The sequence below is a fragment of the Ruegeria sp. BF8 genome (genome assembly GCF_056538625.1).
Genome location: NZ_JBQFTL010000002.1, coordinates 421,292 through 440,018 on the forward strand (window position 1 = coordinate 421,292; position 18,727 = coordinate 440,018).

Below are 18,727 nucleotides of genomic sequence, written 5' to 3' on the forward strand. Positions count from 1 at the left end.
CTTTTGCGCTATCGGTGCCCCTGCCGATTAGCGAATTGGCGCCGCAGCGTCCAGCCGCAATCACCCGTTGCGGCGGAAGGTCAGGTAGTGCGGCTTGCGGCCTTCACGCAGGGCCTTCTGCTCGTAGCGGGTAGAAATCCAGTCGTCCCACGGCTTGCGCCAATCCTCGGGGCCCTCGGCCAGCCATTCGAAACCGGCGCGGGGCACCTCCTCGAGCGTCTGGCGGACATAGTCCGGGATGTCGGTCGCCACGCGGAAAATCGCGCCGGGTTTCAGCACACGCGCCAGCGGGTCCAGATGCTCGGGCGTCACGAAGCGGCGGCGGTGGTGCCGCTTTTTGGGCCACGGATCGGGATAGAGCAGAAACGCGCGCGAGATACTGGCATCGGGCAGCACGTCGAACAGGTCGCGCACATCGCCGGGATGTACCGCCAGGTTGGTCACTTCGGCCCGGCGGATCTTGCCCAACAGCATGGCCACGCCGTTGATGAACGGCTCGGCCCCTATGATGCCGATATCGGGGTTCTGCTGCGCCTGATGCACCAGATGCTCACCACCGCCGAACCCGACCTCAAGCCATACCGGCTTGCCGCCGAACAGCGGGTCCAGGTCGATCGGGGTGCGGTCGGGGTTGCTGTCCCAATCCACCGCGCCCGGCGACAGGGCGGCCAGGTCCTCGGACAGATAGGTCTTTTGGCTGGGCTTCAGGGTCTTGCCCTTGAAGCGGCCATAGAAGTTTCTGCGGGGGCGTTCGGGTGACTGGGTGCTCATGCCGGTGCCCTTACTGCGGTGGGGTTTGCGTTGCAAGGGGAGGGCCGTGCCGGAGGGGCGACCTTCGAAACGAAAAAGGCGCGCCACATCGGACGCGCCTTGCCGTGTTTGATTTCCCGGTGCTGGCTCAGACAGCCTTTTTCAAGGCCTCAACCAGATCGGTCCGTTCCCAGCTGAAGCCGCCGTCCGCATCCGGCTCGCGCCCGAAGTGCCCATAGGCCGCCGTGCGCTGGTAGATCGGCTTGTTCAGTTGCAGGTGTTCGCGGATGCCGCGCGGGGTCAGGTCCATCACCTGTCCGACCGCCTTCTCGATCTCGGCGTCGGCAACCTGTCCGGTGCCGTGGGTGTCAGCGTAGATCGAAAGCGGCTTGGAAACGCCGATCGCATAGCTCAGCTGGATCGTGCAACGCTCGGCCATGCCGGCGGCCACGACGTTCTTCGCCAGATACCGCGCGGCATAGGCCGCCGACCGGTCGACCTTGGTCGGGTCCTTGCCCGAGAACGCCCCGCCGCCGTGCGGGGCCGCACCGCCATATGTGTCGACGATGATCTTGCGCCCGGTCAGACCAGCATCCCCGTCAGGGCCGCCGATGACGAACTTGCCGGTAGGGTTCACATGCCATTCCGTCTGGTCGCTCAGCCAGCCATCGGGCAGAGATTCGCGGATGTAGGGCTCGACGATCTGGCGAATATCGTCCGAGGTCAGCGCCTCATCCAGATGCTGGGTAGACAGCACGACCGAACTGACACCGACTGGCCGCCCGTCACGATAGATCACCGACAGCTGCGATTTGGCATCGGGACCCAGAGCGGGCTCAGACCCGCTCTTGCGCACCTCAGCCAGACGGCGCAGGATGGCGTGTGCATATTGGATCGGAGCCGGCATCAGGGCTGGGGTTTCGGTAGTGGCATATCCAAACATGATGCCCTGGTCACCGGCGCCTTCATCCTTGTCAGCAGACGCATCGACCCCTTGGGCGATGTGCGCGGACTGTTCGTGCAGCAGGTTCGTCACCTCGACCGTTTCGTGGTGGAACTTGTCCTGCTCGTATCCGATGTCCTTTATGCAAGCGCGGGCGATCTCTTCGATCTTGCCCATGTAGTCGTGCAGTTTTTCCTGATCCGACAGACCGACCTCGCCGCCGATGACCACCCGATCAGTGGTGGCAAATGTTTCGCACGCGACACGCGCTTCGGGCTCTTCATTCAGAAAGGCATCCAGGACCGCATCTGAAATTCGGTCGCACACCTTGTCGGGATGCCCTTCGGAAACGGATTCCGAAGTGAAAATGTAGTTCTGTCGGGACATGAAAGCGCTCCATTAAGATTTCCCCGTCACGCCAGGAAGCCGTTGTGACAGGCATTCGACGGGATACGCCCGAAGAAACAGGGGGTCAATCGATAATTATGCCCTGCCAAACCGAACGTTGCGCCCAAACAGCAGCAGAAGCACCAACAATAGCCCAAGCGTCGGCCCGTCGCCGGTTCGCGCATACAGTGTCGGAGGCAATGGCGCCGGAAGGTTAGCATCCACGAAACCCGCCTGACCCAAAGGCAGGGAGGCGATTACGTTGCCATAGGGATCGACCATCGCCGAAACACCGGTATTTGCCGACCGCGCCAGCGGCAGACCCTGTTCGATGGCCCGCATCCTTGCCTGCGCCAGATGCTGGAATGGTCCTGTACGGGTCCCGAACCAGGCATCATTGGTTATCTGCAGAAGGAAATCCGGACGCTGCGGCGCCGCCGAAACATCCTGCGGAAAGATCGCCTCGTAGCAGATCAGCGGCAGCGCCAGACCCAGCTTGCCGGCGTTCAACATCGCCGCTCCGGGCCCGGCGCTGAAGCCGCTTCCCGTGGTCGCGGCCATACCGTGTATTCCGAACCTGTCCATCAGATCGCCAAGGGGAACATACTCGCCGAAGGGCACCAGATGATGCTTGTCGTACAGGCCGGTCTGACGCCCCTGCTCGTCCAGGTAGATCATCGAGTTGTAGATGCGCGGCCCGTCTCCGCGTTGGATACCGAGGATGACGGGCGTTCCCTGAGCGGCATCGGCAATCGCTTCCAGATAGGGACCCGCACTGCCCAGCCACGCCGGAACCGACGTCTCGGGCCATACGATCAAGTCCGGACGGGGTTCGGCGGCAGTGAATTCAATCTGTCGAGCAAAAAACAGCGGGGCAAAAGAAGGGTCCCATTTCTGCTCTTGCGGCGCGTTGGGCTGGACCAGACGAACGATGTGACCGGTCTCTGCAACCCTCGGGCGGTTGCTGGCCTGAACCAGCGCCAAACCGGCAAAGATGACAACTGCAACGACGGGCCAAAGTAAAGCCTTGCCGTTGCGAGGACCGGCGACGGCAGCGCCCAACGGCAGGGCAAGCAAAAAGGTCGCGGTCCCAAGGCCATATGGACCAACCCATGCCAGGAGTTGCCCGGCCGGGGCATCCACCCAAATCTGTGCCAATCCCGCCCAGGGAAACCCGGTCAGAACGTAGCCCCGCGCCATTTCAACCAGCGACAGGGTCAGGGCCAGAACGATGACCTGCCGCGGCCCCACCTCTCGGGTTCCGCGCGCGAGCCAGAAAGCAAACGCCCAGAACAGGGCCAAGCCAGCAGCCATGAACACAAGCGCAAAAGGGGCCATCCAGGCATAACGCTCAGCGTCGATCTGAAAGGGCTCGATGATCCAGCTCAGGGCATTGGCGAAGTAACCGGTTGCAAAAGCCCAGCCCACCCATGCCGCGCGAGCGCGCGTGGAACTGGCCAGAAACAACGGCGCGACGGATGCAAGCGCAATGCAGGTGATTATCCAATAGCCATACGGCGCCAAGCCAAAGGCCGCCAACGCGCCGAGTATCGCGGCCAGTACCACGCGCAGCCAATGCGGCCACCGCAAGGCAGGATTCATGCAGCCATATCCGGCAGCATCACCCGCAGGCGCTTGATGCGCCGCGGATCCGCGTCGATAACCTCGAACTCGGGGCCTTCGGGGTGCAAAACCACCTCGCCGCGAGCTGGAACCCGCCCAGAAAGCATGAAGACCAGCCCGCCCAGGGTCTCGATCTCTTCCTCGTCCACATCCTCGTGGCTGGTCAGCGACCGGCCGATTTCGGCCTCGAAGTCCTCAAGCGGCGCCTTGGCCTGAACGATATAGCACCCGGGCTTTTCTTGCACCCACAGCTGATTTTCGTCGGCGTCATGCTCATCGGCGATTTCGCCGACGACCTGTTCGATCAGATCTTCGATCGTGACAAGCCCGTCGACGCCACCATATTCATCGATCACCAACGCCATGTGGCGACGCTCGGTCTGCATCTTGGTCAGCAAAACACCGATCGGCATCGAAGGTGGAACGAACAGCAGCGGGCGGAGCATCGAGATCAGATCGAATTCCGCCGACCCACCGTTGAACCCATGCGTCAGGGCAAAATCCTTGAGGTGAACAAAGCCCAGCGGCGTGTCCAGCGTCCCCTCGTAGACCGGTATTCGGGACAGACCGCTATCCCGGAAGACCTGGGCCAGTTCCTCTTTGGTGATGGTCGAAGGCACTGACACAATATCGGCGGAAGGAATTGCCACATCCTCGACCCGCATGCGCCGCAGATTGATCATGCCGCGTGGCTGAGGGGACACGGCCTCATTCCCGTTCACGACGACTTCGGCGTCATCCTCGGCGGAAGAAAAAGCATCAAGAATACGAGAGAAAAGCCCGCTTTTCTCTTTGGTTTCATCGCTGCTCTGCGAGTGCGCGCTCTGCGCCGCTCCAGAACTGCCGTCAATATCGCCCATTTTCCTGTTCCAATAGATCGGGCACCAAGGCCCACATTACCCATTATATGGGTCATCAATACCCATTTTGCCAAGTATCTCGACCTCGGCACGTTCCATCAAAGTGGCGTCAAGGTCACGAATGTGATCATAACCCAGCAAATGCAACACTCCGTGAACCAGCAAATGGGTCACATGGTCATCCATGGGTTTCCCGGCCTCCTGAGCCTCGCGCCAGCAAGTGTCATACGAGATCGCGATGTCACCAAGCGCGATGTCACCCGTGAAATCCGGCTGGGGCACCAGCGGTGTGCCACCGGGCTGATCCGCAGCAAGGTCCTCAGCGGGCCAGCTCAGCACATTCGTCGGCGCAGGTTTTTCACGAAATTCAGCGTTCAACTCGGCAATCCGGGCGTCGTCGCAGCCCAGAACGCTGACTTCGCACAAATCGGCATCCACACCGCAATGCGCCAGCGTCGCGGCCACGGCCCTGCGCGCCAACGGCTCAAGACCCTGCCAGCGCGGGTCTTCGATCGTGATTTCCAAGTTCATCTCGTGACGCTCCGAGGCCGATTTGCCCAGGTCCGACGGTTCAACCCGTTTCCCGGCCCGAGTCGGCCTCATACGCCTCGATGATCGCTGCGACAAGCGGATGGCGCACCACGTCCTTGGATGTGAAGTAGTTGAAGCTGATATTCGGGATCGTCTTCAGCAGCCGCTCGGCATCCGCAAGCCCCGAAGCCACGCCGCGCGGCAGATCCACCTGCGATCGGTCGCCGGTGATCACCATCCGGCTACCCTCGCCCAAGCGCGTCAGGAACATCTTCATCTGCATCGTCGTGGCGTTCTGGGCCTCGTCCAATACAACGAAGGCGTTGGCCAGTGTCCGCCCGCGCATGAACGCCAGCGGGGCGATTTCGATCCGCTTCTCCTCGATCAGCTTGGCCAATTGCTTGCCTGGCAGAAAGTCATTCAACGCGTCGTATAGCGGCTGCATATACGGATCGACCTTGTCCTTCATGTCACCAGGCAGGTAACCCAGCTTTTCGCCGGCTTCGACGGCTGGGCGGCTGAGGATGATTCGATCCACGTGTCCGCCGATGAACATCGACACACCCACGGCCACGGCAAGGTAGGTCTTGCCCGTTCCCGCCGGGCCGATGCCAAAGGCGAGTTCGTTGTTGAACAGCGACTGCACATAAGCCTTTTGCGCGTCAGTACGGGGTTCGACCAGCTTTTTGCGGGTCTTGATTTCGACAGTTCCCCCCTTGAACATTTCAAGCTGGTCGCCATCACGCGAGCCGGTTCCGGCCTCGGAATTGCCCATCCGCAATTCGCGATCAACGTCAGCAGCTTCGACGTCGCGCCCGCCTTCCAGCCGGGTGTAGAGAGCCTGCAAAACCTCGATCGCCTGCTTCTGAAGCTCGTCTTCGCCCATGACGACCAGTTGGTTGCCGCGGCGCACGATCTGAACGGACAGTTTCCGCTCGATCTCGGCCAGATTGCGGTCGTATTCGCCGCAAAGATCAATCAACAATCGGTTGTCAGGGAATTCAACAAACGCCTCGTTCGCGGGCATTTCATCTTGCGGTGGGGTAAGGGCACCGATGGCCAATCCGTTCTCCTGTCTTGGCGTTGTCACCCCAAGCGTAGACAACAAGAGTCGGTCGGCGCAAGCCACAGATTCAAAAAATCTGAGCAACTGATCGCAAATCGGTCAGGCGGAAAGGAATTCACGGCCCGGCGCAATGAAATCTCAGGCCGGAATCCGCCCTTGGGATCAGAACTTGTAGTTCAACCCGACGCGAATCCCCTGGTAGCTGGGCGTGGATTTGGTCGAGAACCCCGAGCCAAAATCGACGACCCTCGACTGGAACTGCACATATTCGAATTCGCCGGTGACGGACCAATTGTCGTTCAATTGATGCTCGGCCCCGATGCTTGCAACGAATCCGTTGCGTCGGTCATCGCTTGCGAAAGGCTGAGTGGTGCCGCCGCTGGACAGGCTGTTGGTCGTTTCAATTTCACCCTGAACGAACCCGACGGTAACGAAATACAGAACCGAACCGCTGGGGTTGGTCAGCCCGTTCTTGAACCGCAACGACAGCACATCCGATATCTCAGAACCGCCCTGAACGGTCGTGGTGCCTATCTGCGTGGTGACACTGTCATCCAGCGAAGCGAAATCGTACCCGATCTCGAACCCGTAGACGTAATCGCGCCCGCCACGCGCAGGCAGAACACCGCGCCAACCGCCCCGTATTCCGCCATAGGCACCGCTCAGGTCAAGTTTGCCGATAGGAAAGGTGCCCGCATTGGTAGCGAGCCCGAACTGGTCTGTTCCGCCTGATCCATACCCGGTGCTGAACCCCAGATAGAAGGCGCTGACGTCTTTGGAATAGCGCTCCGGCCCCAACACGACCGGATCGGAAACGGCGCCGTCCAAATCCCCCGCATGAGTGGGAATACCTGCGCTGGCGGCCAGCAATAGGCCGGCCAGAACACGGCCCACCCCTGTTTGTCGAATACCTGCCTGACGTGTCACTCGTACCCTCCATTGCGGTGCCCGGACGACCCGAAGCCCCGCCGATGTAAAGCCCGAAGGCCACCTGAAACACGGCCCCGAGAAATCTGGCTATTCTCCGACCATAGTTCCAAGCGATAAATCAAGGGTAAATTTTGGAAACAAACGCCACGAATGTTGCGTGAGCGGTGAAACGCAGCCCTGTCACAGCACCTCGCCGGCCAGTGAATTGGCGCCCGAGGCCGTGATCCGGACGTTGCGAAGATCTCCCGCCGAAAGATCGGCTCCGGAAACGTGGACAGCATGCAGATACTCGGACTTGCCAACCATCTGTCCGGCCAGACGCCCGGGTTTCTCAAACAGAACCCGGACTGTCCGACCAACCATCGCATCCTGGATCTCGCGCTGGTGCCGGGTGATCAAAGCCTGTAAGCGTTGCAGACGGTCGTCAGCTTCCTGCGGATCGACCTGCGGACGCTCGGCCGCGGGCGTGCCTGGCCGTGTCGAATACTTGAAGGAATACGCATAGCCATAGCGGACCTGCTCGACCAGGTCCAACGTGGCTTGGAAATCCTCTTCGGTCTCTTCGGGGAAGCCCACGATGAAATCACCCGACATCAGGATATCGGGGCGCGCCTCGCGGATCCGCTCGATCAGACGCAGATAGCTTTCGGCGGTGTGACTACGGTTCATCCGCTTGAGGATCTTGTCCGACCCCGACTGCACCGGCAGGTGCAGATAGGGCATCAGCTTTTCGCAGGTGCCATGCGCCTCGATTAGGTCGTCGGTCATGTCGTTGGGATGCGAGGTGGTGAAGCGGATGCGTTCCAGCCCGTCGATCTTGTTCAACTCCCAGATCAGCCCGGCCAGGGTCATGTCGCCATCGGGTCCGGCCCCGTGATAAGCGTTGACGTTCTGGCCAAGGAGCGTGATCTCGCGCACGCCGCGCTCGACCAGGTCCTGCGCCTCGCGCAGGATACGATCGGCGGGGCGGCTGACCTCGGCCCCACGGGTGTAGGGCACGACGCAGAAGGCGCAGAATTTGTCACAACCTTCCTGCACGGTCAGAAACGCCGTCGGGCCGCGTTTGGCCTTGGGACGGTCCTTGAGCTTCTCGAACTTGTCCTCTTCGGGGAAATCGGTGTCCAGCGCCTTTTCGCCGGCACGCGCCTTGGCTTCCAGTTCGGGCAGGCGGTGATAGCTCTGCGGGCCTACAACCAGATCGACCAGCGGCTGCCGGCGCATGATCTCTTCGCCCTCGGCCTGCGCCACACAACCGGCCACGCCGATCTTCAGATCGGGCTTTTCGGCCTTCAACCCCTTGAAGCGGCCCAGTTCGGAATACACCTTCTCGGCCGCTTTTTCGCGGATGTGGCAGGTGTTCAACAGGATCATGTCCGCATCTTCGGGCGACTGCGTTTCCACATAGCCCTGCCCGCCCAACGCCTCGGACATGCGTTCGCTGTCATAGACGTTCATCTGACAGCCATAGGTCTTGATATACAGCTTTTTCGGTTCGGACATGGGCTGGGCCTTTTGCGTTCGCTGGACCGGCGTCGTCTATACGCATCGAACGCCGCTTGCAATGCTGGCGCAATTACCCGAATTTGACGGATATTTCCAGCAAGGCAGGCTACACGCGGGCAATGAAATACGAATCCCTCGACCACTTTCTGAAATCGGGCCGGGCAGCGTTGACCAAGGGGCCGGTCGCATTGGTTTTTGCCGAAGACGATGTCGAGCTTGATGGGACCTTGCGCCATCACTTGGACTTGGGGTTCAAATCCGTGATCGTATTTGCACCGGCCCAGTTTTCGATCCTGCCTGAAATCCTGGACCGGGTGCACCGGGTCACGATGCGCTGCTCGCCCAGAAACGTGGTGTTCGACACCATAAACCGCGTCATTCAGGCGGCGCCAAACATCTGGCTGTTCTACTGCTACAACTCGGAATACCTGTTCTTTCCGTTCTGTGAAACGCGCACAGTCGCAGAGATGCTGGCCTTTCACGCCGAGGAGCGGCGCGACGCGATGCTCTGCCACGTGATCGACATCTACGCCGACGACCTGTCCGCCTATCCCAACGGTGTGGCCCCGGATCATGCGATGCTGGACAGCACTGGATATTATGCTCATTCCCGGCACGACCGATCGGGACAACCGCTGGAGCGTCAATTGGATATGTCGGGTGGCCTGCGTTGGCGGTTCGAGGATCACATCCCGTATGAACGGCGCCGGATCGACCGGATCGCGCTGTTCAAAAGCTGCAAGGGTCTGACCCTCCAACCCGATCACACCTTTAACGAGCCCGAGTACAACACCTATGCCTGTCCCTGGCATCACAACCTGACGGCCGCAATCTGTTCGTTCCGCGCCGCCAAAGCGCTGAAAAGCAACGCGGGATCGACCTTTGATATTCCCAGTTTCCGCTGCCCGTCCTCGGTTCCTTTCCAATGGAACTCGCACCAGTTGCTGGACCTTGGCCTGATGGAACCTGGCCAGTGGTTCTGAGCGGGCCGGAACGGCTCAGCGATTGAGCAGAACCGGGAACCAGTCCTCGCGCAACCGTTGTCCAGCCCGCATGTCATGCCCCGGAAACGGCGGCGACGTCCGGCCCGGACGCTCGACATACCGGGCGTCATCCCCGACCAGCCGCAGCGAGAAGGCGCGGCGCCGGCTGTTCGACTGGTTTCCTCGGGCACCATGCAGGGTTCGAAAGTTGAAGGCGACCGCATCGCCGGGTTCCATGTCGAACTCAACGATCCGCATCCCTTCGGCCTCGGGGTCTGGTACCGCGATGTACTGGCCCTCGTCAGGAAAGAAACCCTCCTCCGAAACCCAGCGCGTCGGCAACACTTCCTTTTCCCACAGGTGAGACCCCGCCACGCACCGCAGAGTCGCCTGCGTCACCGGGTCGAGCGGCGACCAGAAGCTTATCGTCTGACGCCCTTCCACAAAGTAATAGGGCCCATCCTGATGCCACGGCGTGGCCATCGAGGTGCCGGGCTCCTTTACCAGAACGTGGTCATGGAAAATCTGGACCGAACGGGACTCCATCAGGTCGGCAGCGACCTCGGCAACCGGAGAGGCTTGAATGACCTGCCGAAACTCGGGGATGCGAGACCAGTTGCAGTAGTCGTCAAAGAAACGGCCGGTTTCGCCTTCTTTCTTGTTTTCCGACGCATATGGCCCGGGATCAGCCATGTTGCGAGCCACCCCTTCTCGCAAGGCATCGACGTGATCGGCGAACAGGCCCTTGACCAGAACAACCCCGTCATTGCGATAGGTTTCGATCATCTCCGGTGAAACAAGAGGGTGTGGCATTTCGGTCTCCGTCATTTGCTGAGGCCGATTTGCACATGTCCGGCACCCCTGTTCAAATCATATCTTTCAAAATAAGCATTAACTCCATGTTATATATCACCTTGCGCCAATACGAATATGTTTGCGCCATTGGGCGACACGGAAGCCTGTCCGCCGCGGCACAGCACCTGAACGTTTCGCAACCTGCGCTTTCAAACGCGCTGACCCGGGTCGAAGAACACCTGGGCCATCCGCTGTTCTCGCGCCGACGCGGCGCGGCAATGTCGCTGACGCCTCAGGGGCGCAAGTTCATCGACAAGGCCGAAGCCTTGCTGACGAGCGCTGCCCGGATCGAAGAGGCGAAAGCCCTGGTTACCGGAACAAGCCGTTTGAAGTTGGGTTGTTTTGTAGATCTTGCACCGTTCCTGCTGGCGCGGGCAATGCAAACGATCAGGGACACCCTTCCCGATATCGTTCTGACCAACGGTGTTGACACTTTCGAAGGCTTGATCAGCGGATTGACCGACGGCCGTTTCGATCTGGCGCTCACCTATGATCTGGGCCTCGATGCCGGTTTCTCACGCCACAAGCTGCTGGACAGTAGGCCAAACGCGCTGGTCAGTCCCGCGCACCCTTTGGTCGGGCAAGGCAGCGTTTCACTTGCCGAGCTTGAGCAATACCCGCTCATACTGTCCAAAGAAGGTCTGTCAGCGCAGCATGTCCTGGGCTTGTTCCGGCGTCATGGGCTGCACCCCAGCGTGTCCTACCGCGCGGAATCGCTCGAGATCCAACGCAGTCTTGCGGCCCATGGCGAAGGGGTGGGCATCAGCTATGCCAGCCCGCAAAACGGCCTCAGCTATGATCGGATGCGGCTGCTGAGCCTGCCGATCAGCGACCCCGATGCCACCGAGGCCGTGATTCTGGCTCGTCACGGCACCGGCCCTGCGGACACGACAATCGCTGCTGCTGAACAGGCTCTGGTTAGGTCGCTTGGGAAACTGTGATCAGCGCTTTTTGCGCAGCCGGATGACAACGTCCACCGACGCGATCTCGACCCCGGCCGGCGCTTCGGGCAGACGCTGGATAACCAGTTGCTCGGACGGCGCATCGCTCAGGCGGCCCTCGTCCTCCCAGAAGAAATGCGGGTGGTCATGGGTGTTGGTGTCGAAATAGCTTTTTGAGCCGTCCACGGTGATTTCCTGCAGAACGCCGGCATCGCAGAAGGCGCGCAGGGTATTGTAGACCGTTGCAAGGGAAACAGCATCGCCCTTGTTCTTGGCCGACTCGAACAGGCTTTCGGCGGTGACATGTCGGTGACGGCCATCGCCCACCAGCAATTCGGCCAAGGCAACACGCTGGCGCGTCGGGCGCAGCCCGGCGTCAACCAACCAGTTCGTAGCGATGTCCCGGCTTTGAGCTGTCATGAAACCATTACCCAATTTCCCCTGCCCCAATATATAAGTGCCGACCACCACCAATTTCAAATGAAATTCATTCGCAACCAACGGCTCCGGCGGGCCGGATGTGTTCGGGTGGTCTTGCAGGACCTTGCAAACGGGTGATAGACGAGGCCAGATTGAATAAACAGACCCCTGGCAGGAGACGCGGCAGAATGGCCCAATTCCCAAGCAGCTTTGACAAGGACGACCTGCTGAAATGCGCCCGCGGCGAACTCTTCGGCCCCGGAAATGCTCAGCTTCCGGCTCCCCCGATGCTGATGATGGACCGCATCACCGACATTTCAGGCGACGGCGGCGCGCACGGCAAGGGGCATGTCGTGGCCGAATTCGACATCACACCGGACCTTTGGTTCTTCGATTGCCACTTTCCCGGAAACCCGATCATGCCGGGTTGTCTGGGTCTTGACGGACTGTGGCAGCTAACCGGTTTCAACCTCGGCTGGCGTGGCTGGCAGGGTCGCGGCTATGCGCTGGGTGTGGGCGAAGTGAAACTGACAGGCATGGTGCGCCCTGACCGCAAGATGTTGACCTACTACGTGGACTTCACCAAGGCAGTCCAGACCCGCCGCCTGACCATGGGTGTGGCGGATGGCCGGGTCGAAGCGGATGGCGAAGTCATCTATCAGGTCAAGGACATGAAGGTTGCATTGTCGGAAAGCTGAACCCAGCTGACTGACAGTCAACAGGGAATGGAACACAGGAGAACGCAAATGCGTCGCGTCGTCGTCACCGGTTTGGGGGTTGTCTCTTCCATCGGGAACAATGCCGAAGAGGTTCTGGCCTCGCTCAAGGCGGGTAAGTCCGGCATCGAGGCCAGCGAGCAGATGGTCGAGCACGGCTTCCGCAGTCAGGTTGCAGGGACGCTCAAGATCGATGTGTCGGAACAGGTCGACAAGCGCACTTTGCGGTTCATGGGACCAGGCGCCGCGTATGCCCACATCGCGATGAGCCAGGCAATCTCTGACGCGGGGCTGAGCGAAGATCAGGTCGTCAATCCGCGTACCGGTCTTGTTGCCGGGTCCGGTGGACCGTCCACCAGTGCCATGCTGACCGCACACCAGACTGTTCTGAAAACCGGCGCAACCAAGCGCATCGGACCGTTTGCCGTTCCGAAATGCATGTGCTCGACGATCTCGGCCAACCTGGCGACTGCGTTCAAGATCAAAGGCATCAACTACTCGATCACCTCGGCCTGTTCGACGTCGTTGCATTGCATCGGAAACGCGGCCGAGCAGATCATGCTGGGCAAACAGGACGTGATGTTCGCCGGTGGCGGCGAAGAACTGGACTGGACCTTGTCCTGCCTGTTCGATGCGATGGGCGCGATGTCGTCGAAATACAACGACACCCCCGAAAAAGCCTCGCGCGCGTTCGATCAGAACCGCGACGGATTCGTGATCTCGGGCGGCGGCGGCATCGTCGTTCTGGAAGAGCTGGAACATGCTCTGGCCCGGGGCGCGAAGATCTATGCCGAAGTGACGGGCTATGCCGCAACCTCGGACGGGCACGACATGGTCGCGCCCTCGGGAGAAGGTGGAGAGCGCGCGATGCGCCTGGCTTTGTCCACCCTGCCCGAAGGCCGCAAGGTCGGCTACATCAACGCGCACGGGACCTCGACACCGGTCGGGGATGTGGGCGAAGTCGAAGCCGTCCGCCGGATTTTCGGCGAGGGCAATGTGCCGCCGATCTCCTCAACCAAGTCGATGACCGGCCACGCTCAGGGTGCTGCCGGCGCGCTCGAGGCGATTTTCTGCCTCTTGATGCTGCAGCATGATTTCATTGCGCCGTCGATCAATGTCGACACGCTGGCCGAAGGCATCCAGCCCGGCGAAATTGCTACTGAGGTTGTTGAAAACGCAGGTTTGGACAGTGTCATGACCAACAGCTTCGGCTTTGGTGGCACCAACGGTTCCATGATTCTGTCCAAGTATAACGGGTGATTATGATGTCGGATTCTATGAAGGGTAAGCGCGGGCTGATCATGGGCGTCGCCAATGATCGGTCGATCGCCTGGGGCATTGCCAAGGCCATGCACGAGGCAGGCGCCGAACTGGCATTCACCTACCAGGGCGAGGCTTTCGGAAGACGGCTGGAACCGCTTGCACAGAGCTTGGGCAGCGACTTCATGGTCGATGCGGACGTGACCGATGACGCTTCGCTCGACCGGGCCTTCGACGAACTGGCAGCCCGTTGGCCAACGATTGATTTCCTCGTCCACGCCATCGCCTATTCGGATAAGGCCGAGCTGACCGGGCGGTTCCTCAACACCACGCGGGCGAATTTCAAGCACTCGCTGGATGTCTCGGCCTATTCATTCATCGAAGTGGCCCGTCGCGCCTATCCGATGATGAAAGAAAACGGCGGGACGCTGCTCACCCTGACCTATCAGGGTTCGAACAAGGTCGTGCCGAACTACAATGTCATGGGTGTCGCAAAGGCTGCACTGGAATCGGCGACGCGCTATCTTGCAAACGATCTGGGCCCCGACGGGATCCGGGTCAACGCCATCTCGCCCGGACCTATGAAAACCCTGGCCGGCGCGGCCATCGGGGGGGCTCGCAAGACCTACAAGTTCTGCGACCAGAACGCCCCGCTGCGATCGAATGCTACGCTCGAAGCGGTTGGCGGAACGGCCGTTTACCTTGCGTCGGACGCAGGGGCCTGCACCACCGGTGAAATCATTCGCGTAGACGGCGGTTTCCACATCTTGGGAATGCCTCAGCCCGACTTCATGTGACGCGATCTTTCCCTGTCGTTGCCAAGATTTTACCAAACTTCCGCGGCAGGGATATCACATGAGCAAACTAGACCGGATAATCGCGACCAATTCGCGTGCATCTCACTCTCGTCGCAAGACCGGAGTGCTCAGCAGCCGCGCGCGTACGCTGCTGCTGACCCTGACGACATTGTTGGTATTGTGGATCTTCTATACCCAACCGCAGCTTCGTGAGGCGGTTGGGTCATTGTTGGGCGGCTGAACGCGCGCTGATCAGTTGATCGAAACGACCTCGATGTCGAAGATCAGATCCTGGCCCGCCAGCGGGTGGTTTGCGTCCAGGGTCACGGTTTCTTCGTTGGCGTCCACCACCGTCACAGGCAGCGCCTGACCATCGGGGGTCTGCATCTGTAGCTGGGTGCCGGGGTCCAGCGGGATGTCGTCCGGGATGCCTTCGCGCGGGACGTCCTGGCGCATAGCGGGATTGATCGGCCCATAGGCGTCCTGACAATCCACTTCGACCCGCTTCTTCTCGCCGATTTCCATACCCGGCAGAGCGGCGTCCAGACCGGGAATGATCTGGCCGGACCCCACGGCGAACTCAAGCGGATCGCGTCCTTCCGAGCTGTCGAAAACGTTGCCGTCCCGCAAAGTTCCAGTGTAGTGAATGCGAACTGTGTCGCCTTGTTTGATTGCGGTCATGACTGTCTCCGACCTGAGTTTGGAATGAGCGGTCCAACCTAGAGACTGACCCGGCAATGTAAACCCTTTTACGCTTTAACCCGCGCATGGCCTGTGCCAACCTGCCCCGAAAGATGGGGAGAGGCAGATGGCGATCACAACCTGCGTTTTCGATGCGTATGGAACCCTTTTCGACGTGGCCGCAGCCGCACGTCAGGCGGCCGCCGAACCGGGCCAGGATGCGCTGCGTGACAAGTGGCCTGAACTGGCCAACCACTGGCGGTTGAAGCAGCTGCAATACACGTGGCTGCGTGCTGTGGCGGACGCACATGCCGATTTCTGGGACGTAACGCAGGATGGCCTGGACTGGGCGCTCGAGGCGACAGGCTTGCAGAGGGACCCAGCGCTGCGGCAGAGACTGCTGGACCTGTATTGGGAACTGCAGGCCTATCCCGAGGTTCCCGCCATGCTGAAGGCGCTCAAGGATGGCGGGATGCAGACCGCGATCCTGTCCAACGGATCGCCGCCCATGCTGGAAGGCGCGGTCAGATCTGCGGGTATCGGCGGCGTATTGGACGACATTCTGTCAGTCGAAAGCGTCGGCGTCTTCAAACCGCATGCACGGGTCTATGATCTTGTGTGCGACCGTTTCGGGTGCGAACGATCGAACGTTCTGTTCGTCAGCTCGAATGGTTGGGACGCCGCCGGAGCCAGCGGATACGGGTTCGTTACGGCCTGGGTCAACCGCGCCGGCGAGCCGATGGACCGATTGCCGTGGACCCCGGCGCATGTCCTCTCCGACCTGACCTCGATTCCGGAACTGGCAGGCGTTTGATGCCACAATTCACGACGTCTGACGGTCTGCGCCTGGCCTACGAAGATACAGGCAGCGGCAAGCCACTGCTGTGCCTTGCCGGCCTGACCAGAAACAGCCGGGATTTTTCCTTCTTCGCGCCGCACGCCAACGGACTGCGTGTCATTACGATGGACTATCGGGGGCGCGGCGACTCGGATTTTGATCCGGATTATCGCAACTATTCCGTTCCGCGCGAGGCACAGGACGTGATCGAGTTGCTGGATCACCTCAAGCTAGATCGGGTCAGCATCCTTGGCACCTCGCGTGGCGGGTTGATTGCCATGACCCTCGCCGCAATTCGCCCCGAACGTCTGAGTGCCGTCATTCTGAATGATGTGGGCCCCGAAATCGAACCGTCGGCCATCGGGCGCATTATGGATTATGTCGGCAAGGCTCCTGCCGCAACAACGCTGGAACAGACCGCTTTTGCGCTGAAACAGGCAATGGACCCGCAGTTTCCGGGCGTATCGATTGAAACCTGGAGAAGGCAGGCCGAATTCCAATACGAAGAAACCGGCACCGGCCTACGGTTGCGCTATGACCCCGCATTGAGAACCGCGTTGAAAGAACAGATTGCAGCGGGCCCGCGCGCTGATTTGTGGCCATTGTTCGAAGCCCTGAACCCGCTTCCCACCGGAGTGATCCGTGGAGCGAACTCGGACTTGCTGAGCGCCGAGACCCTTGCAGAGATGCACCGGCGTCACGCGGGGCTGATTTCGGCTGAAGTGCCCGACCGGGGCCATGTTCCATTTCTGGACGAACCGCAGTCCATTACCGTCATTCGCAAAGTACTGGATTTGATATGAGCACAATTGACCTGATCGAAGCCGCTGCCGTGCGCCTGCAAGGGCACGCGCGCGAAACCCCGATCCTCACATCGCCGTTTCTGGACGACCTTGCCGGGCGGAGCGTTCTGGTCAAGCCCGAGTGTCTTCAACACACTGGAAGCTTCAAGTTTCGCGGCGCGTGGTCTGCGATTTCCGCCCTGGATTCCGAGGCTCGCAAACGCGGGGTGATCGCGTATTCATCAGGCAACCATGCGCAGGGCGTGGCGCATGCCGCTACGCTTCATGGTGTTCAGTCCGTCATCATCATGCCATCCGACGCACCGGCTCTGAAAATCAAAAACACTCGCGCGTTGGGCGCCGAGGTCATCCTATATGATCGCGCCAATGAAAGCCGCGAAGAGATCGGCGAGGCGTTGTCCCGGGAGCGCGGTCTTACGTTGATCCGCCCGTATGACGAACCGCAGGTGATCGCCGGTCAGGGCACCGTCGGCCTCGAGGTGGCGCGGCAGGCGCGCGATCTCGGTGTGACCGACGCCGATGTTCTGGTATGCTGTGGTGGCGGTGGACTGACCTCAGGCGTGGCACTTGCCCTGGAAAAACATGCGCCGGGTCTCAGGGCGCGCCCCTGCGAACCCGAAGGATTCGACGATGTCAAAAGATCCCTGGCCTCGGGGTCCGTTCAGACCAACAACGCAGCCGCAGGCAATATCTGCGACGCGATCCTGACACCGCGGCCCGGTGATATTACCTTTCCGATCGTCCGTCGCCTCTGCGGACCGGGATTGGCGGTATCGGAAGACGAGGCTCTCCGCGCCATGGCCTTGGCGTTCCTGCGCCTCAAGGTCGTTCTGGAACCGGGCGGGGCAGTCTCGTTGGCGTCGGCGTTGTTCCGCAAGAACGAGATCCAGGGCGACGCCGTTATCGTCGTGGCATCGGGCGGGAATGTCGATCCGCAGGTCTTTGCCCGCGCGTTGGAATTCCTTACCTGACAACGGGTTAGGACAGATGCAATAAATCGCGGCGTAAACTGTCGGAATGATCGCAGCAGAAAAGGCTGACCAGATGCACATCGCTGATTTCGGAGATGTTCAGATTCACTATCGCCTGGACGGTGACCCGGATGGTCCACCTTTGGTTTTTGCCAATTCGTTGGGCACCGACATGCGCTTGTGGGACCCCGTGCTACCTCTGCTTCCCAAAGGTCTGCGCATCATCCGCTATGACAAACGGGGGCACGGCCTGTCTTCGCAACCGGATGGTCCCTATTCGATGGGAAGTCTGGTGCGCGATGCCGAGCGGCTTCTGGACTTTCTCGAGGTGCGGGATTGCGTCTTCGTCGGCCTGTCGATCGGCGGAATGATCGCGCAGGGACTGGCCGTCAAGCGGATGGATCAGATCCGGGCGATGGTCCTGTCAAACACGGCCGCCAAAATCGGGACGCCCTCTATGTGGGCCGATCGGATGGCCGCCGTTCGTGCAGGTGGGATCGAGGCGCTGGCCGACGCAACCATGGAGCGCTGGTTTTCGAAAGCATTTCGGGATACCCCCGATGTCGAGCTATGGCGCAATATGATGGTACGCCAACCGGTGCAGGGGTATCTGGGCTGCTGTTCCGCCATCTCCGGCACGGATTTCTATACGCCAACCAGCGGGCTCAGACTGCCGACGCTGGGAATTGCGGGCTCGGAAGATGGCTCGACCCCTCCCGATCTGGTGCGCGAAACCGTCGACCTGATCCCCGGCTCCCGGTTCGAGCTGATCCGCAAGGCCGGGCACCTGCCCTGCGTCGAGCGGCCCGAGGTCTACGCCGAGCTGCTGAACGCTTTTCTGCGAGAAACCGGACATATCTGAAGGAGGT

The 18,727-nt window shown here is 60.6% G+C and carries 21 protein-coding genes and 1 riboswitch; of the genes, 10 read left to right on the plus strand and 11 right to left on the minus strand.

Translation table 11 applies throughout. The annotated features are described in order from the left end of the window. Positions 1–60: 60 nt before the first annotated feature. The 8 genes from trmB to miaB all read right to left on the minus strand — a co-directional run bounded on the left by trmB (position 61) and on the right by miaB (position 8,590). A complete protein-coding gene (gene trmB / locus ACR0LD_RS09645; RefSeq protein ID WP_480636640.1) occupies positions 61–771 on the minus strand; it encodes a tRNA (guanosine(46)-N7)-methyltransferase TrmB in 711 nt (236 codons plus the stop codon). A 127-nt stretch (positions 772–898) separates the two neighbouring features. Continuing rightward, positions 899–2,080, minus strand: coding sequence for a methionine adenosyltransferase (gene metK, locus ACR0LD_RS09650; RefSeq protein WP_170434363.1), 1,182 nt, complete (start codon positions 2,078–2,080; stop codon positions 899–901). 5 nt (positions 2,081–2,085) lie between these two features. Beyond that, positions 2,086–2,134: riboswitch (SAM-SAH riboswitch) on the minus strand. A 42-nt stretch (positions 2,135–2,176) separates the two neighbouring features. Then, the gene (gene lnt / locus ACR0LD_RS09655) at positions 2,177–3,682 is read right to left on the minus strand and encodes an apolipoprotein N-acyltransferase (protein ID WP_480636642.1); all 1,506 of its coding nucleotides are present in this window, start codon (positions 3,680–3,682) and stop codon (positions 2,177–2,179) included. Next, the gene (locus ACR0LD_RS09660) at positions 3,679–4,563 is read right to left on the minus strand and encodes a hemolysin family protein (protein ID WP_170538011.1); all 885 of its coding nucleotides are present in this window, start codon (positions 4,561–4,563) and stop codon (positions 3,679–3,681) included. Before ACR0LD_RS09660 ends, lnt begins: the two co-directional genes overlap by 4 nt. A 36-nt stretch (positions 4,564–4,599) precedes the next feature. Next, the gene (ybeY, locus tag ACR0LD_RS09665) at positions 4,600–5,094 is read right to left on the minus strand and encodes an rRNA maturation RNase YbeY (RefSeq protein ID WP_480636645.1); all 495 of its coding nucleotides are present in this window, start codon (positions 5,092–5,094) and stop codon (positions 4,600–4,602) included. Between the two features lie 40 nt (positions 5,095–5,134). Beyond that, positions 5,135–6,157: a PhoH family protein gene (locus ACR0LD_RS09670; protein WP_093964591.1), complete on the minus strand. Its 1,023-nt coding sequence runs from the start codon at positions 6,155–6,157 to the stop codon at positions 5,135–5,137. A gap of 165 nt (positions 6,158–6,322) precedes the next feature. After that, entirely contained in the window at positions 6,323–7,087 is a 765-nt protein-coding gene (locus ACR0LD_RS09675; protein ID WP_480636647.1) for an outer membrane protein, read from the minus strand. 183 nt (positions 7,088–7,270) lie between these two features. After that, entirely contained in the window at positions 7,271–8,590 is a 1,320-nt protein-coding gene (miaB, locus tag ACR0LD_RS09680; protein ID WP_480636649.1) for a tRNA (N6-isopentenyl adenosine(37)-C2)-methylthiotransferase MiaB, read from the minus strand. A 122-nt stretch (positions 8,591–8,712) separates the two neighbouring features. On the opposite strand from miaB, the gene ACR0LD_RS09685 reads away from it, so the two are divergent. Then, positions 8,713–9,576, plus strand: coding sequence for a glycosyltransferase family 2 protein (locus tag ACR0LD_RS09685; RefSeq protein ID WP_480636650.1), 864 nt, complete (start codon positions 8,713–8,715; stop codon positions 9,574–9,576). A gap of 15 nt (positions 9,577–9,591) precedes the next feature. Here ACR0LD_RS09685 and ACR0LD_RS09690 read toward each other — a convergent pair whose 3' ends face one another. Next, positions 9,592–10,389 carry a phytanoyl-CoA dioxygenase family protein gene (locus ACR0LD_RS09690; protein WP_170598866.1) on the minus strand — a complete coding sequence of 266 codons (798 nt, stop codon included), beginning with the start codon at positions 10,387–10,389 and terminating at the stop codon, positions 9,592–9,594. Between the two features lie 86 nt (positions 10,390–10,475). On the opposite strand from ACR0LD_RS09690, the gene ACR0LD_RS09695 reads away from it, so the two are divergent. Next, positions 10,476–11,372, plus strand: a complete 897-nt coding sequence (locus ACR0LD_RS09695) for a LysR family transcriptional regulator (RefSeq protein WP_480636652.1) — start codon at positions 10,476–10,478, stop codon at positions 11,370–11,372. Here ACR0LD_RS09695 and irrA read toward each other — a convergent pair whose 3' ends face one another. Then, on the minus strand, positions 11,373–11,792 hold the full coding sequence (gene irrA, locus ACR0LD_RS09700) for an iron response transcriptional regulator IrrA (protein WP_170340427.1): 420 nt from the start codon (positions 11,790–11,792) through the stop codon (positions 11,373–11,375). Between the two features lie 188 nt (positions 11,793–11,980). Here irrA and fabA point away from each other — a divergent pair, with 188 nt between their 5' ends. The 4 genes from fabA to ACR0LD_RS09720 are packed head-to-tail and all read left to right on the plus strand — an operon-like array spanning position 11,981 to position 14,806. Next, a complete protein-coding gene (gene fabA, locus ACR0LD_RS09705) occupies positions 11,981–12,490 on the plus strand; it encodes a bifunctional 3-hydroxydecanoyl-ACP dehydratase/trans-2-decenoyl-ACP isomerase (protein WP_093964585.1) in 510 nt (169 codons plus the stop codon). A gap of 48 nt (positions 12,491–12,538) precedes the next feature. Continuing rightward, the gene (gene fabB / locus ACR0LD_RS09710; protein ID WP_480636654.1) at positions 12,539–13,768 is read left to right on the plus strand and encodes a beta-ketoacyl-ACP synthase I; all 1,230 of its coding nucleotides are present in this window, start codon (positions 12,539–12,541) and stop codon (positions 13,766–13,768) included. 5 nt (positions 13,769–13,773) lie between these two features. Further along, positions 13,774–14,565, plus strand: a complete 792-nt coding sequence (locus ACR0LD_RS09715; RefSeq protein ID WP_480636656.1) for an enoyl-ACP reductase FabI — start codon at positions 13,774–13,776, stop codon at positions 14,563–14,565. 58 nt (positions 14,566–14,623) lie between these two features. Further along, on the plus strand, positions 14,624–14,806 hold the full coding sequence (locus ACR0LD_RS09720) for a hypothetical protein (protein ID WP_170357073.1): 183 nt from the start codon (positions 14,624–14,626) through the stop codon (positions 14,804–14,806). An 11-nt stretch (positions 14,807–14,817) separates the two neighbouring features. Here ACR0LD_RS09720 and ACR0LD_RS09725 read toward each other — a convergent pair whose 3' ends face one another. Then, positions 14,818–15,246, minus strand: a complete 429-nt coding sequence (locus ACR0LD_RS09725) for an FKBP-type peptidyl-prolyl cis-trans isomerase (RefSeq protein WP_170339858.1) — start codon at positions 15,244–15,246, stop codon at positions 14,818–14,820. Positions 15,247–15,373: 127 nt separating this feature from the next. Between ACR0LD_RS09725 and ACR0LD_RS09730 the strand changes: the two genes are divergently transcribed. From ACR0LD_RS09730 to pcaD, 4 genes are all read left to right on the plus strand, one after another. Continuing rightward, on the plus strand, positions 15,374–16,060 hold the full coding sequence (locus ACR0LD_RS09730; RefSeq protein ID WP_170390854.1) for a haloacid dehalogenase type II: 687 nt from the start codon (positions 15,374–15,376) through the stop codon (positions 16,058–16,060). Further along, entirely contained in the window at positions 16,060–16,887 is an 828-nt protein-coding gene (locus ACR0LD_RS09735) for an alpha/beta fold hydrolase (protein WP_480636659.1), read from the plus strand. Before ACR0LD_RS09730 ends, ACR0LD_RS09735 begins: the two co-directional genes overlap by 1 nt. After that, positions 16,884–17,858 (plus strand): threonine ammonia-lyase, encoded by a 975-nt coding sequence (locus ACR0LD_RS09740; RefSeq protein ID WP_480636661.1) that lies wholly within the window; start codon positions 16,884–16,886, stop codon positions 17,856–17,858. The genes ACR0LD_RS09735 and ACR0LD_RS09740 overlap by 4 nt, the downstream gene beginning before the upstream one ends. 73 nt (positions 17,859–17,931) lie before the next feature. Further along, a complete protein-coding gene (gene pcaD / locus ACR0LD_RS09745) occupies positions 17,932–18,720 on the plus strand; it encodes a 3-oxoadipate enol-lactonase (protein WP_170357069.1) in 789 nt (262 codons plus the stop codon). Positions 18,721–18,727 lie beyond the last annotated feature (7 nt).

What these genes read in the sequence shown, in the direction of transcription:
- metK (WP_170434363.1), bottom strand. Translation starts at nt 2,080, where the DNA reads ATGTCCCGACAGAACTACATTTTCACTTCGGAATCCGTTTCCGAAGGG.
- ACR0LD_RS09685 (WP_480636650.1), top strand. Translation starts at nt 8,713, where the DNA reads ATGAAATACGAATCCCTCGACCACTTTCTGAAATCGGGCCGGGCAGCG.
- miaB (WP_480636649.1), bottom strand. Translation starts at nt 8,590, where the DNA reads ATGTCCGAACCGAAAAAGCTGTATATCAAGACCTATGGCTGTCAGATG.
- ACR0LD_RS09740 (WP_480636661.1), top strand. Translation starts at nt 16,884, where the DNA reads ATGAGCACAATTGACCTGATCGAAGCCGCTGCCGTGCGCCTGCAAGGG.
- ACR0LD_RS09720 (WP_170357073.1), top strand. Translation starts at nt 14,624, where the DNA reads ATGAGCAAACTAGACCGGATAATCGCGACCAATTCGCGTGCATCTCAC.
- ACR0LD_RS09690 (WP_170598866.1), bottom strand. Translation starts at nt 10,389, where the DNA reads ATGCCACACCCTCTTGTTTCACCGGAGATGATCGAAACCTATCGCAAT.
- ACR0LD_RS09715 (WP_480636656.1), top strand. Translation starts at nt 13,774, where the DNA reads ATGTCGGATTCTATGAAGGGTAAGCGCGGGCTGATCATGGGCGTCGCC.
- pcaD (WP_170357069.1), top strand. Translation starts at nt 17,932, where the DNA reads ATGCACATCGCTGATTTCGGAGATGTTCAGATTCACTATCGCCTGGAC.
- ACR0LD_RS09660 (WP_170538011.1), bottom strand. Translation starts at nt 4,563, where the DNA reads ATGGGCGATATTGACGGCAGTTCTGGAGCGGCGCAGAGCGCGCACTCG.
- ACR0LD_RS09725 (WP_170339858.1), bottom strand. Translation starts at nt 15,246, where the DNA reads ATGACCGCAATCAAACAAGGCGACACAGTTCGCATTCACTACACTGGA.
- ACR0LD_RS09735 (WP_480636659.1), top strand. Translation starts at nt 16,060, where the DNA reads ATGCCACAATTCACGACGTCTGACGGTCTGCGCCTGGCCTACGAAGAT.
- trmB (WP_480636640.1), bottom strand. Translation starts at nt 771, where the DNA reads ATGAGCACCCAGTCACCCGAACGCCCCCGCAGAAACTTCTATGGCCGC.
- ybeY (WP_480636645.1), bottom strand. Translation starts at nt 5,094, where the DNA reads ATGAACTTGGAAATCACGATCGAAGACCCGCGCTGGCAGGGTCTTGAG.
- irrA (WP_170340427.1), bottom strand. Translation starts at nt 11,792, where the DNA reads ATGACAGCTCAAAGCCGGGACATCGCTACGAACTGGTTGGTTGACGCC.
- fabA (WP_093964585.1), top strand. Translation starts at nt 11,981, where the DNA reads ATGGCCCAATTCCCAAGCAGCTTTGACAAGGACGACCTGCTGAAATGC.
- ACR0LD_RS09730 (WP_170390854.1), top strand. Translation starts at nt 15,374, where the DNA reads ATGGCGATCACAACCTGCGTTTTCGATGCGTATGGAACCCTTTTCGAC.
- ACR0LD_RS09695 (WP_480636652.1), top strand. Translation starts at nt 10,476, where the DNA reads ATGTTATATATCACCTTGCGCCAATACGAATATGTTTGCGCCATTGGG.
- lnt (WP_480636642.1), bottom strand. Translation starts at nt 3,682, where the DNA reads ATGAATCCTGCCTTGCGGTGGCCGCATTGGCTGCGCGTGGTACTGGCC.
- fabB (WP_480636654.1), top strand. Translation starts at nt 12,539, where the DNA reads ATGCGTCGCGTCGTCGTCACCGGTTTGGGGGTTGTCTCTTCCATCGGG.